At 41.3% G+C, this 13,537-nt stretch carries 13 protein-coding genes; 9 read left to right on the forward strand and 4 right to left on the reverse strand.

The features are described 5' to 3' along the window. Nucleotides 1-238: 238 nt before the first annotated feature. The 8 genes from yknW (at nucleotide 239) to lepB (ending at nucleotide 8,536) form a co-directional block, all read left to right on the forward strand. Nucleotides 239-865, forward strand: coding sequence for a YknW family membrane protein (yknW, locus tag C6Y06_RS07745; protein WP_106036750.1), 627 nt, complete (start codon nucleotides 239-241; stop codon nucleotides 863-865). Nucleotides 866-874: 9 nt separating this feature from the next. Continuing rightward, complete coding sequence (locus tag C6Y06_RS07750; RefSeq protein WP_106036751.1) at nucleotides 875-1,981, forward strand: efflux RND transporter periplasmic adaptor subunit; 1,107 nt, start codon at nucleotides 875-877, stop codon at nucleotides 1,979-1,981. Further along, nucleotides 1,978-2,679, forward strand: a complete 702-nt coding sequence (locus tag C6Y06_RS07755) for an ABC transporter ATP-binding protein (RefSeq protein WP_106036752.1) — start codon at nucleotides 1,978-1,980, stop codon at nucleotides 2,677-2,679. The genes C6Y06_RS07750 and C6Y06_RS07755 overlap by 4 nt, the downstream gene beginning before the upstream one ends. Beyond that, the gene (locus C6Y06_RS07760; RefSeq protein WP_106030782.1) at nucleotides 2,666-3,859 is read left to right on the forward strand and encodes an ABC transporter permease; all 1,194 of its coding nucleotides are present in this window, start codon (nucleotides 2,666-2,668) and stop codon (nucleotides 3,857-3,859) included. The genes C6Y06_RS07755 and C6Y06_RS07760 overlap by 14 nt, the downstream gene beginning before the upstream one ends. 320 nt (nucleotides 3,860-4,179) lie before the next feature. Further along, nucleotides 4,180-4,935: a DeoR/GlpR family DNA-binding transcription regulator gene (locus tag C6Y06_RS07765; protein ID WP_034662703.1), complete on the forward strand. Its 756-nt coding sequence runs from the start codon at nucleotides 4,180-4,182 to the stop codon at nucleotides 4,933-4,935. Next, nucleotides 4,932-5,843, forward strand: coding sequence for a 1-phosphofructokinase (pfkB, locus tag C6Y06_RS07770; protein WP_060596156.1), 912 nt, complete (start codon nucleotides 4,932-4,934; stop codon nucleotides 5,841-5,843). Before C6Y06_RS07765 ends, pfkB begins: the two co-directional genes overlap by 4 nt. A gap of 13 nt (nucleotides 5,844-5,856) precedes the next feature. Then, nucleotides 5,857-7,752, forward strand: a complete 1,896-nt coding sequence (locus C6Y06_RS07775; protein ID WP_106036753.1) for a PTS fructose transporter subunit IIABC — start codon at nucleotides 5,857-5,859, stop codon at nucleotides 7,750-7,752. A 211-nt stretch (nucleotides 7,753-7,963) separates the two neighbouring features. Next, a complete protein-coding gene (lepB, locus tag C6Y06_RS07780) occupies nucleotides 7,964-8,536 on the forward strand; it encodes a signal peptidase I (protein WP_034663870.1) in 573 nt (190 codons plus the stop codon). 65 nt (nucleotides 8,537-8,601) lie between these two features. Here lepB and C6Y06_RS07785 read toward each other — a convergent pair whose 3' ends face one another. Continuing rightward, entirely contained in the window at nucleotides 8,602-8,877 is a 276-nt protein-coding gene (locus C6Y06_RS07785) for a hypothetical protein (RefSeq protein WP_060596158.1), read from the reverse strand. A gap of 143 nt (nucleotides 8,878-9,020) precedes the next feature. Between C6Y06_RS07785 and C6Y06_RS07790 the strand changes: the two genes are divergently transcribed. Next, complete coding sequence (locus C6Y06_RS07790; RefSeq protein ID WP_034662692.1) at nucleotides 9,021-10,640, forward strand: ABC-F family ATP-binding cassette domain-containing protein; 1,620 nt, start codon at nucleotides 9,021-9,023, stop codon at nucleotides 10,638-10,640. Nucleotides 10,641-10,876: 236 nt separating this feature from the next. Here the strand turns inward: C6Y06_RS07790 and C6Y06_RS07795 are convergent, their stop codons facing one another. The 3 genes from C6Y06_RS07795 to mreBH form a co-directional block, all read right to left on the reverse strand. After that, nucleotides 10,877-12,109: an aminopeptidase gene (locus C6Y06_RS07795; RefSeq protein WP_060596159.1), complete on the reverse strand. Its 1,233-nt coding sequence runs from the start codon at nucleotides 12,107-12,109 to the stop codon at nucleotides 10,877-10,879. A 106-nt stretch (nucleotides 12,110-12,215) separates the two neighbouring features. Then, complete coding sequence (locus C6Y06_RS20070; protein WP_003210922.1) at nucleotides 12,216-12,347, reverse strand: protein YkpC; 132 nt, start codon at nucleotides 12,345-12,347, stop codon at nucleotides 12,216-12,218. A gap of 74 nt (nucleotides 12,348-12,421) precedes the next feature. Further along, nucleotides 12,422-13,429, reverse strand: coding sequence for a rod-share determining protein MreBH (mreBH, locus tag C6Y06_RS07800; RefSeq protein WP_034662688.1), 1,008 nt, complete (start codon nucleotides 13,427-13,429; stop codon nucleotides 12,422-12,424). Nucleotides 13,430-13,537: the final 108 nt, after the last annotated feature.

Below are 13,537 nucleotides of genomic sequence, written 5' to 3' on the forward strand. Positions count from 1 at the left end.
TTTGATAAAATGTTTTTAGGTCAGTAAAACCTCTATTTTTTGATATGAATATGGTCTGGTCATGGTGTCATTTGGAGGATGTCATTCGTGATAATAGAATAATAGATAAATTTTTTCCTCAATGAAAATAAGAAAATCAAATCATCCATCACTTATTGGCAATCTTTTGATAAAATAGAAAGAACAAGAGAGAACATGTGCGTTTGCATACTTGCATGACATAGAGAGGAGACATTTGATGAAAGAAAATATGCAAAAGCCCACGATCATTGGAGTGAGCACAAGACCTTCAGAGCACCTGAAAAGAGTATGGGAAAGCCCGGTGGTTTGGTGGCCTTTATCCTGTGTGCTTCTTTTAACAGTGATTGTGACTTATTTGTCAGAGCTAGTGAATGAAGGAATGTGGGCAGATTTAAGCTTGCCGGTATCGGTCGTTTATGTGGTGACGCTAATTGGTCTAATTCTCGGACTTGTGATTAATGCTGCTATATATAAGTTCATCGTATTTTTAGCAAAGGGTGATGCATCGTTTCAGCAGCTGTTTTCAGCGGTCCTGTTTATTACACCAGTTACGATCATTGGTACGATTATTTCTCATCTGTCCGTCATCCTGTTCCATGTGCCAAAAAACATCACAATCACCTCTTTAAATGCACTCATTCAAACTTCTGGTCCATGGCTCGGTGTGTTTGCTAATATTGATCTCTTTGTGATCTGGAATCTTGTTTTAACAGGCTTTTTATTGATCAAAGTCGGTCATATATCTCCAAGAATATCTTGGATCATGATAGGAGTCTTTTATGTCATTTCTTTCATTCTTCAATATGTAGGAACCGCAATCAACATATCAGTAAGCTGGGGGTAGAATGTCTTTATGAGAAAGAAAATCATCATCGGATCCATTTTTATTATTGTCATCGGTCTATTTATTGGCTTTAACATTGCGAAAAATCAATCAAAGCCTGCTTCGACAGCAGCTATTAAAACAGTAAAACCCACACAAAAAGAAATCACCACTACGGTAATGACGCCAGGGACACTTTCATTCTCTGAAGAGCAGTTCATTTATGCAGAAGAGGAAAAAGGACACTTGAAGGGGATTTCTGTGAAAGAAGGAGAAAAGGTAAAGGCTGGAACGCCGCTTCTTACATATGAAAATAGGGAGCTGGAGCTTGAAGAGCAGCAGCAAGCTCTTGCGGCTGAATCAAGTACGCTAAAACGCGAACAATTACAAAATAGACTGAGCGAATTAGATGAAAAACAAGCAGGCGACTCAGTCGCCCATCCTAAAAACGAGCGAGACCAGCTCGAATTAGAGCTGAAAGCGGCTGAATTAGAACAAAAACAAGCAGAGATCAGCCAAGAAAAAGTAAAAGCACAAATAGAAGATTTAACCGTACATAGTAAAATTGACGGTACAGTGATTTCCATTGAGCAAGAAGAAGGGGCAGGAAAGCCGGAAGAAAGACAGCCGATCATTCATATTGGCAATGAGAAAAAAATGATTGTGCGAGGATTGATTTCTGAGTATGACGCCATAAAAGTGAAAAAGAAACAAAAAGTAAAGGTTACATCTGATGTCATTCGCGGAAAGAGCTGGCAAGGGGTCGTGAAAAAAGTGGGGGCTGTACCTGCTCAGGCAGCATCCGAAACAACTGCAGGTGATCAAACGGTACAATATCCTGTTGAAATCGAAATAAAGGGAAAAAAACCTGAAGCGAAACCTGGTTTTAAAATGATCATGGAAATTGAAACAGATAAGCGTCAAGCCCAAACGATTCCTGAATCAGCTGTAAAAAAAGAGGATGATGGACAATACGTTTATGTTGTCAAAAAGAATGTACTTAAAAAAGTAAAAGTGGTGCTAGGGGAAACGTCAGGTAATGACCTTGAAGTGACAAAAGGTGTCAAGGCAGAGGATCAAATCATTGCTCATCCATCAGATGACATGCATGACGGAATGGAAGTGAATGCTGAATGATTCAGCTTTCAAACGTGACAAAAAGCTATGAGGTCGCCCAAGAAGCATTTGATGTATTAAGTGAGATCGATCTTGTCATTGAAAAAGGCGAGTATATGTCCATTATGGGCCCGTCAGGCTCTGGAAAATCGACGTTAATGAATATCATTGGCTGTTTAGACCGGCCAACCACAGGACAATATCATTTTCAAGGAAGAGAGCTGTCAGCTGCAAAGGATCAAGAGCTTGCAGTGATTCGAAATCAATTCATTGGATTTGTCTTTCAGCAATTTCACCTGCTGCCGAGGTTAAATGCGAGGCGTAATGTTGAGCTTCCGATGATTTACGCTGGTATCAGTCAAAAGGAAAGAAAAGAACGCGCAGAAATGGCACTTGAAAAGGTTGGTTTGGCAGACCGAATGAAACATATGCCAAGTGAGTTGTCGGGAGGGCAAAAGCAAAGGGTGGCAATTGCTCGTGCAATTGTCAATAAGCCGCAGCTTATCTTAGCAGATGAACCAACAGGCGCTCTTGACTCAAAAACAAGCTTCTCAATCATGGAACAGTTTACTAAGCTGAATGAGGAGGGGACAACGATTGTGCTTGTCACCCATGAAGAAGAAATGGCTGCGTATACAAATCGGACGGTCGTTGTAAGAGATGGACGGCTCGTTGAAGATAGATTGACACAAGGGGACGCTATGAATGAAACTCTTTGAAAATATCAAAATAGCGATGAATTCTGTTTTAGCTCATAAATTACGTTCTATTTTAACGATGCTTGGGATTATTATTGGTGTTGGATCGGTCATTGCGGTCGTGGCTATCGGTCAAGGCGGCGAGCAAATGCTAAAAGGGTCGATTTCAGGTCCAAACAATACCATTGATATGACATATACGCCTTCTGACGAAGAGTTAAATGCAAATCCAAACGCTTTATTCGACGCCACATTTACTGAGGAAGACATAAAAAGCGTTAAGACAATCAACGGGGTGAATCAGGTTGCCTCTTCGACTGCACAAGGAATGCAGCTGAGATTTCAAGATACGACAGTGGATGCGACAGTTAACGGTATAAATGAAGGGTATACGAATGTACATTCATTACAAATAGCAGAAGGACAGAATTTAAGAGATATTGACTTTAGAAGCGGCAGAAGAGCCGCTCTCATCTCTGAAGGCTTACAAAAAGAATTATTTAATGGACAGAAGGCATTAGGCGAAATGATTTGGATGAACGGACAACCTGTTGAAGTCATCGGTGTTTTAGCAAAACAGAAAGGGATGTTTTCATTTGATATGAACGAAATATTTGTCCCGTTTGCTATGCTCACCTCCACATTTGGGATCAATGAATATGATAAGTTGTCAATTCAAGTCGCACATGCTGATCAAATGAAGGAAGTAGGAAAGAATGCGGCTGCATTATTAAATGAAAATCATCATACAGAAGATGCTTATGAAATGATCAATATGGAAGAAATCGCAGAAGGCATTGGTCAAATCACATCTGTTATGACAACAATCATTGGCTCAATAGCTGGGATTTCTTTGCTTGTCGGCGGTATCGGTGTGATGAATATCATGCTTGTTTCTGTGACAGAGAGGACAAGGGAAATCGGTATCCGAAAGGCGATTGGGGCAACAAGGGCTCAAATACTCGTTCAATTTTTAATTGAATCTGTCGTCTTAACATTGATCGGCGGGTTGATGGGGATCGCACTTGGCTTAGGTGGCGCCGCGCTAGTATCACTAGTTGCCGGCTGGCCGTCCTTAGTATCTTGGCAAGTCATCTGTGGCGGTGTGCTGTTTAGTATGCTTATTGGGATTGTTTTTGGGTTAATTCCTGCGAATAAAGCAGCAAGACTAGATCCTATTGATTCTCTTAGATATGAATAATTTGAGAAGAACAAAAGCATACAAACAGTGTGAATTCGCCTGTAATCCACCATCAAAAGCTTTTATGCACATCGCATAAAAGCTTTTTTTAGTTCCATTGAATGAAATGAAAAATGATAGAAATGCTAAGATCATGACTTTCATCTTAATGTCACATATTTTTCAGTTTACAAATGGTACATATAAAGGTAAGATGACCATTGTGAAAGATTTTGATAGTTATTGAATGTATTTGATTGTTTTGTATTGATAATGTTGAAAAAAGCGATTACAATAAAGGTGCGCGCAAAATGAATACGTTTTCAAAAGGGGGTGTTTTCTTGTTGACACCGGAAAGACATCAACTCATTATCGACTGTTTAGAAGAAAATGATGTCATCAAAATACAGGACTTAACGATTATGACAGATGCGTCTGAATCTACAATTAGAAGAGATCTATCAGCCCTTGAAGAAAAAGGATTTCTTAAAAGAGTCCATGGGGGAGCAGCCAAGATATCAAGTATCCGTCTTGAACCAGATGTATTTGAGAAATCTGCCAAAAACCTTCAAGAAAAGTCATTGGTTGCAGAGGCAGCTGCTTCACTTTTAAAACAAGGCGATTGTATTTATTTAGATGCTGGTACGACCACACAGCAAATGATTGAATATATCGATCCCGATCAAGATATTGTTGTGGTGACAAACGGTGTTATGCACATTGAAGCACTCATGAGAAAAGGAATTTCTTTTTACCTGATAGGCGGATCAGTGAAACATCGAACAGGAGCCATGGTGGGAGCCGCAGCTTTGACAGCGATGGAAAATTACCGTTTTGACAAAAGCTTTGTTGGGACGAACGGCATTCATCCCGAGGCGGGGTTTACAACACCTGATCCAGAGGAAGCGCTCATGAAAAAAAGAGCCATGAAGCAGGCGAAAAAAACCTATATCTTATCAGATGCCTCTAAGTTTGGCGAAATATCGTTTTCAGCCTTTGCTAGTTTACAGGAAGCCACCATTATCACAAACGACGCAAAAGAGGATTCATTCGATAATTACCATGAAAAAACGGTTATAAAGGTAGTGAAAACATGATTTATACAGTTACTTTAAACCCATCAGTTGATTACATCGTACACGTGGAGGATTTCGCAGTCGGCGGTTTGAATCGTTCAACCTATGACAAAAAATATCCAGGTGGAAAAGGGATCAATGTCTCAAGGCTTTTAAAACGTCACGGTGTTGAATCAAAAGCGCTTGGATTCATAGGCGGATTTACAGGAAAATATATTCAAGACTTTTTACAAAACGAACAATTACAAACAGCCTTTCACGAGGTGTCAGAAGATACACGAATTAATGTGAAACTAAAAACAGGTGAAGAAACCGAAATCAACGGACTCGGCCCATCTATTACTGAAGCGCAATTTGAGTCGTTTCTGTCTCAATTTTCTTCATTGACTGAAGGAGATGTCGTTGTCTTAGCTGGCAGCATTCCTTCTTCATTGCCTCATAACACGTATGAACGTATTGCTGAGGTGTGCGAAAAGCAAGGTGTCAGAGTTGTCCTTGATATTTCCGGGGAAGCACTAAAAAAAGCAGCAGGCTTGAAACCGTTCTTAATGAAGCCAAACCATCATGAGCTAGGTGAAATGTTTGAGACGAGCATCTCATCTGCGGAAGAAGCCATTCCTTATGGGAAGAAGCTGTTAGAACAAGGTGCTGAACATGTCATCGTATCAATGGCTGGAGATGGAGCTCTCTTATTCAGTAAGGAAGGGGTTTATCAGTCCAATGTTCCAAAGGGCACGCTTGTTAATTCAGTTGGTGCAGGGGATTCAGTCGTTGCAGGATTTTTAGCCGGCGTTTCGAAAGGCCTTTCGATTGAAGAATCATTTAAGCTTGGCGTCACATCAGGCAGCGCTACAGCATTTTCTGAGGAGCTTGGAACAAAAGAGCTTGTCGACACACTATTACCACAAGTAAAAGTCACACGCATTTAAAGGAGGAGTCATCATGAAAATTACAGAACTACTCACAAAGCAGACAATTAAGCTTCAATTAGACAGCCAGCAGAAAGAAGCAGTCATTGAAGAACTAGTCACTGTTTTAGATACAGCAGGCAAGCTAAATGATAAAGAGGGCTACAAAGAAGCAGTGATCAACCGTGAAAAACAGAGCTCTACTGGTATTGGCGAAGGAATTGCTATCCCTCACGCTAAAACAGCAAGTGTAAAAGAGCCTGCCATTGCATTTGGCCGCTCGACAGCTGGTGTAGATTATGAATCACTGGACGCGCAGCCGAGTCATCTTGTCTTTATGATTGCAGCAACTGAAGGCGCAAACAACACGCACTTAGAAGCACTTTCTCGTTTATCAACACTTCTCATGCGTGAAGAAATCCGAAAGCAGCTTCTTGAAGCGGCTACTGAAGATGAAATCATCGATATCATCAATACGCATGACAAGGACGATGATGAAGAAGAAGAGGAAGTTCAAGAAGAGCCGGCTGTATCAGGTAAACCAGCTAAGATTTTAGCAGTAACAGCTTGCCCAACAGGTATTGCGCATACATTTATGGCAGCAGATGCTTTGAAAGAAAAAGCAAAAGAAATGGGCATTGACATTAAAGTCGAAACAAACGGCTCTGGCGGTATTAAACACGCCCTTACGGCAAAAGAAATCGAAGAAGCACCAGCCATCATTGTGGCAGCGGACAAGCAAGTTGAAATGGAACGCTTTAAAGGCAAACATGTCATTGAAGTACCTGTGACAGCTGGAATCCGCCGTCCTCAGGAATTAATTGAAAAAGCAGTCAATCAAGATGCGCCGATTTATAAAGGCTCAAGCGGCAGTTCTTCAAAAGACGAAAATGAGTCATCTGGCAAAGGTAGAAGTGGTTTCTACAAGCACTTAATGAGTGGTGTAAGCAACATGCTTCCATTTGTTGTCGGGGGCGGTATCCTTGTTGCAATTTCATTTTTCTGGGGAATTAACTCAGCAGATCCTAAGGACCCTTCATTTAATTCATTTGCAGCTGTATTAAAAGGAATTGGCGGAGATAATGCGCTTGCCTTAATCGTTGCTGTTTTAGCCGGATTTATTGCAATGAGTATTGCAGATCGTCCAGGTTTTGCGCCAGGTATGGTCGGTGGATTTATGGCGTCGGCAGCAGGTGCAGGATTCTTAGGCGGACTAATTGCCGGTTTCCTTGCAGGTTATGTCGTTGTGCTACTTAAAAAAGTATTCACATTCGTACCGCAGTCACTCGACGGGATTAAACCGGTTCTGCTGTATCCATTGTTCGGTATTTTCTTCACAGGCATCATCATGCATTACATTGTTAACACACCGGTAAAAATGGTGATGGATGGATTAACTCACTGGCTTGAAACTTTAGGTACTGGAAACCTTGTCTTAATGGGCATTATTTTGGCAGGTATGATGGCGATTGATATGGGGGGCCCAATTAACAAAGCGGCTTACACATTCGGTCTTGCGATGATTGCTGCTGGAAACTATGCACCGCATGCTGCCATTATGGCAGGCGGAATGGTACCACCATTAGGTATTGCACTTGCTACAACAATCTTTAGAAATAAATTCTCAAAACGTGACCGAGAAGCAGGGATTACATGCTACTTCATGGGAGCTGCCTTCATCACTGAAGGGGCGATCCCGTTTGCAGCGGCTGACCCTCTGCGCGTAATTCCTTCAGCTGTTATTGGAGCAGCAGTGGCTGGCGGATTAACGGAATTCTTTAGAGTCACGCTTCCTGCGCCGCACGGCGGACTATTCGTTTTCTGGGTAACAAATCATCCGGTTCTTTATATCATCAGCATCTTAATCGGTGCCGTTGTAACAGCGATTTTACTGGGTATTTTGAAAAAACCAGTCAAACTAGAAGCGTAATTCAGAAGAGAAGCATCGTGAAGAGCGGTGCTTCTTTTTGTTTAATCATGAACAAATTAGGAAAAAATATCTAATTGAATGGTTGTCTTGTGAATTTTTAAATGACATGTGATAAAGTAAAGTTATTCAATTCACGTTTCAAGTCTTTTAGCAGAAAGTCTTAGGAGGAAGCAGTATTTTGAACGAAGAAAACAAACAAAACGAAAATGATATTCAATCTGATGCAAAGCAAGACAAAACAGAGAAGAAAAGTTCACTGTTTGAATGGATCAAAGCCATTTTAATTGCACTTGCGCTCGTCCTGCTCATCCGTACGTTTATATTTGAGCCGTATGTGGTGGAAGGAGAGTCAATGGAACCGACTCTTCATGATGGGGAAAAGCTGTTTGTCAACAAAACCATTAACTATCTAGGTGGTGTCAAACGAGGTGACATCGTGATTATTAATGGAAAAGATGGCCAGAAGATTCATTATGTAAAACGATTGATCGGCCTTCCGGGAGACACGATTGAAATGAAGGATGATACGCTTTACATTAATGGTAAAAAAGTTGATGAGCCTTATTTAAAAGAGAACAAGGCACATGCGAAAGAGTATGAAGTGCATTTAACAGGGGATTTTGGTCCAGTGAAAGTACCGAAAAACGATTACTTTGTGATGGGGGACAACAGACTCAATTCCATGGACAGCAGAAATGGACTTGGACTCATTGAAAAGGATCGGGTTGTCGGGACATCAGAATTTGTTTTCTTCCCATTTGGCGACATTCGGCAAACAAAATAAAAGCACCCTTCTCAGGTGTGTGAGAAAAGTGCTTGAATGGACGACCCTTTAAAAGAAGGGTCGTTTTAATTTGGCGTGAGCACCGTAACAATGATCACAATCGCCAACACAGAAGCGAAGACAGACCCAGTAATGGCTAAAACGGACCGAAACAATCCGACCTTTTGATTTTCTTTCCCTCGCTTTTGTAAAAAGCGTTTCGAAAAGATGTGTACCAGTGTGTAAATAAGCACAAGCCCAATATAAAGGCCAAAATCCCTTGCATTAAAGCCTGTTGCAGATAAATAAATACCCATAAAGAAAATCAATAAACAGTATTCCATAAGTGTAAGTAATCTCAAATCGCACGAACTCCTTCAATAAATCATTCCCATTTATTATACCATAATGGACAAATTGCCTTCGTTCTTAGCGAGAGACGTTTCTATCAAACGTTATTCATGTTATACTTCATAATGATGAATGAGTGATGGAGGATTAATAAATGATTGCAGTAAATAATGTTAGTTTGCGTTTTGCTGATCGTAAACTATTTGAAGAAGTAAATATTAAATTCACTCCTGGCAACTGCTACGGTCTAATTGGTGCCAATGGAGCTGGTAAATCAACGTTTCTAAAGATTCTTTCAGGTGAAATTGAAGCTCAGACGGGCGATGTTCATATGAGCCCTGGTGAGCGTTTAGCGATTTTAAAACAGAACCATTTTGAATACGAAGAATTTGAAGTATTAAAAGTCGTCATGATGGGTCATAAACGTCTATATGATGTGATGCAGGAGAAAGATGCGATCTATATGAAACCTGATTTCTCAGATGAAGACGGGATTCGTGCAGCAGAGCTTGAAGGTGAGTTCGCTGAGTTAAACGGCTGGGAAGCAGAAAGTGAAGCAGCGATCTTATTAAAAGGTCTTGGCATTCCAGAGAGCCTTCAATCGAAGAAAATGTCTGAGCTTGGTGGTTCTGAAAAGGTAAAAGTACTACTAGCCCAAGCTTTATTTGGTAAGCCTGACGTTCTTCTTCTTGATGAGCCAACGAACCACTTGGACTTACAAGCAATCCAGTGGCTGGAAGAGTTCCTCATTAATTTTGAAAATACCGTGATTGTCGTTTCGCATGACCGTCATTTCTTAAACAAAGTATGTACACATATTGCGGACCTAGACTTTGGAAAAATTCAAGTATATGTCGGTAACTATGATTTCTGGTATGAGTCCAGCCAGCTAGCGCTGAAGCTCAGCCAAGATGCGAATAAGAAAAAAGAAGAACAAATTAAGCAGCTTCAAGAGTTCGTTGCCCGGTTCAGTGCGAACGCTTCTAAATCGAAGCAAGCGACCTCAAGAAAGAAATTGCTTGATAAAATCTCTTTAGACGACATTAAGCCATCTTCACGTAAATATCCGTACGTTCATTTTGCGCCAGAGCGCGAAATTGGAAATGATGTCCTTCAAGTAGAAGGTCTATCGAAAACAATTGATGGTGTGAAAGTACTTGATAACGTCAGCTTTATCATGAATCGCGAGGATAAAATTGCGTTCTTAAGCCGTAATGAGCTTGCTGTATCCACTTTATTTAAAATTCTTGCTGGTGAGATGGAGCCAGACAGCGGGACGTTTAAATGGGGCGTTACAACATCTCAAGCCTTTTTCCCGAAAGACAATAGTGAATACTTTGAAGGAAACGATGTCGATCTAGTGGATTGGCTTCGTCAATATTCTCCTAATGATCAAAGTGAAAGCTTCTTACGCGGGTTCTTAGGACGTATGCTTTTCTCTGGGGAAGAAGTAAAGAAAAAAGCAAGCGTCTTATCAGGAGGAGAGAAGGTTCGTTGTATGTTATCGAAAATGATGCTGTCAGGAGCGAATGTTCTGCTGCTGGATGAGCCGACGAACCACTTGGATCTAGAATCCATTACAGCGCTGAATAACGGTTTAATGAGCTTTAAAGGAGCTATGCTCTTCTCATCTCATGACCATCAGTTTGTTGAAACAGTGGCAAACCGTATCATCGAAGTGACGCCAAATGGCATCGTCGATAAACAAACAACATATGATGAGTTCTTATCAGATCAAGACATTCAAAAGAGACTCGATGAGCTTTATGCATAAATAAGCAAAGACATCCAAAAGTGGATGTCTCAGCGTGTAGACAAACCCTCGCATTCGTTGTCAGTCCTGCGTGCCGGTGCTCACGAATGTCAAATTCGCTCCGCTCCGGTACTCGTCCTTCCTAGACTGCAAAGGTTTTCTATCACGCTGAAAAGAAGACAAAAGGCTAAAATGAAGATCATTTTAGCCCTTTGTCAACAATCTGAGACATCCATAAGTGGATGTCTTTTTTTCGATTAAATCGCCCAGTTTCCATTACGGAAGATCGGTTCGCGTTTCCCGTCTTTTGTAATCCCGTCAATATTCATTTCCTTTGAACCAATCATGAAATCGACGTGTGTAATACTGTTGTTCACACCAGCTGCATCCAATTCTTCACGATTCATCTCTTTTCCGCCTTCGATATTGAACGCATACCCGCTGCCGATGGCAAGGTGGTTCGATGCATTTTCATCATAAAGGGTATTGTAATAGAGAATATTCGAGTTTGAGATTGGTGAATCGTCTGGTACGAGAGCAACCTCACCTAGATAATGGGAGCCTTCATCTGTTTCAACGAGCGAAGTTAAAATGTCTTCGCCTTCCTTCGCTTTCACATTGACAATCCGACCATTTTCAAATATTAATGTAAATTCATCAATGATATTTCCTGCATAACTGAGCGGTTTTGTGCTTGAGACAGTCCCATTTACACCGTCTTTTTTAGGTACGGTAAATACTTCTTCTGTCGGCATGTTGGCCATGAAAGAGACGCCGCGCTCACTCACGCTGCCGGCACCTACCCAAATGTGCTGCTCTGGGAGCTCAATCGTTAAATCTGTGCCAGGAGCATCATAATGAAGCTTGTGGTAGTGGCGCTCATTTAGTATTTTGACCTTTTCATTTAGTGACTCATCGTGCTTTTTCCAAGCCTCAACAGGATCTGCTTGATCAGCGCGTGCGACTTTAAAGATTTGATCCCATAATAAAGCGACAGCTTCTTCATCTGTATGGTCAGGGAAAATCTTTTTTGCCCATTCTTTTGATGCAGCGCCTACGACCGTCCAAGCAACTTTGTCTGATTGAACGTATTGGCGATATGTATGAAGGGCTGATCCTGCGGCCTTTTGCTGTGCAGCGATTTTTTTCGAATCAATGCCTCGCAGAAGGTCAGGGCTTTCTGACAAGATCGTGATAAAAGCGCCGCCGCGTTTTGCGATGGTTTCCATCATCTGTGCTTCCCATTCTGGGAATTGGTCAAACACATCCTGCGGTGCATGTTCATATTTTAAACGGGCAAGAACACCATCACTCCAGCGGATATGTACGTTTTTCGCCCCGCGCTCATACGCATGTTTCGCGACAAGACGAACAAGGTCTGCAGATTCAGTAGATGCAGATACGACGACTTCTTGTCCTTTTTGAACATTCACACCGACTTCAACAATGGTCTTAGCATATTGATCTAGTTGTTTTTCAAATGAACTCATAAAAACCCTCCTTTAGTCATGTTCATCATATCAGATTTAAGACCGAAAAGGAAAATGGGGAGCATGCTTAAAGCCAAAATAAAAAAGCCGCTTTCGTGCGGCTTTTTTAGCGGTTCAGTTGTTTCACAGGCTGTGCATTAGAAGGGGGCATATGTGAAAACGACAGGCTCATTCCTCCTAAAATAATACCCGTTAAAATAACTGTGACAACGACTCGTTTACCTAAATCAAGCAACATGTTCTTCCTCCTTCACGTTTATCCATTTCTCACGATATGATCGAAATGATAAAAAAAGAAGTAGAACAAGAAGATTATTTTAATGTTTTTTGCAACTTATGAATGACTTCTAGTGAACGACCTGTTCCGATTGCGACAGATTCAAGTGGATTTGCTGCAATATGAACTGGAACGACAATCTCCTGTGAGAGCCATTCTTGAATCCCATTTAACAAAGCGCCGCCGCCAGTTAAGATCACGCCGCGGTCTACAATGTCACCACTAAGCTCTGGAGGGCTGTCCTCTAATGTGGCACGAATCGCCTCTAAAATATGAAGAAGTGATTCTCGCATGGCACCTTGAATTTCATGAGATTTAAGTGTGATCGTTTTTGGAAGACCTGTCACCAGATCACGTCCACGTACTTCTAATGATTCCGGCTCATGCTCAATGAGACCATAACCAATTTCCATTTTAACCTGCTCGGCTGTCCGCTCGCCGATTAATAGATTATATTTCTTTCGGACAAACGTAATGATATCTTCATCCAGCTGATCTCCGCCAATTCGAATGGAATGACAAGAGACAACGCCGCCAAACGAAATAATTGCAACTTCCGTTGTTCCTCCGCCAATATCGACCACGACGTTTGCAACAGGCTCATCTACCGGGAGATCAGCGCCGATTGCGGCTGCAACAGGTTCTTCTATTAAATGCACGTGCTTTGCTCCGCAGTTTTTCACAGCATCGCTGATGGCACGGCGTTCAACAGCTGTTGAACCAGAAGGTGTACATACCACGACCGTTGGTTTTCTGAAGGTAAACCCGATATTTTTCCCTGCTTTTTTCATGATTTGTTTGAGTAAATCTGTTGTCATATCATAATCAGCGATGACACCGTCTTTCATCGGACGGATCGCCACAATTTTACCAGGTGTTTTCCCAATCATTTCTTTTGCTTCTGCTCCGACTGCAAGTACAGTTTTTGTTTCTGTATCGACTGCCACGACGGACGGTTCATTTAAAATAATTCCCTTATTTTTACTATAAACCAATATGTTAGCTGTTCCTAAATCAATTCCAATTTCGGCATTTTGAAACATGTTTTCACCCAATCTCTATTTTTGCTGTTTTAAACAATTTTACATTTAAAAGTTCAGAGGGTTGATGTCATTTGTGGGGGTTTGTGATGACCTTGAAATGAACTTGTA

Origin of the sequence: Bacillus sp. MZGC1 (assembly GCF_002998605.1) — a bacterium.
In the GTDB taxonomy this organism is placed as follows: domain Bacteria; phylum Bacillota; class Bacilli; order Bacillales; family Bacillaceae; genus Bacillus.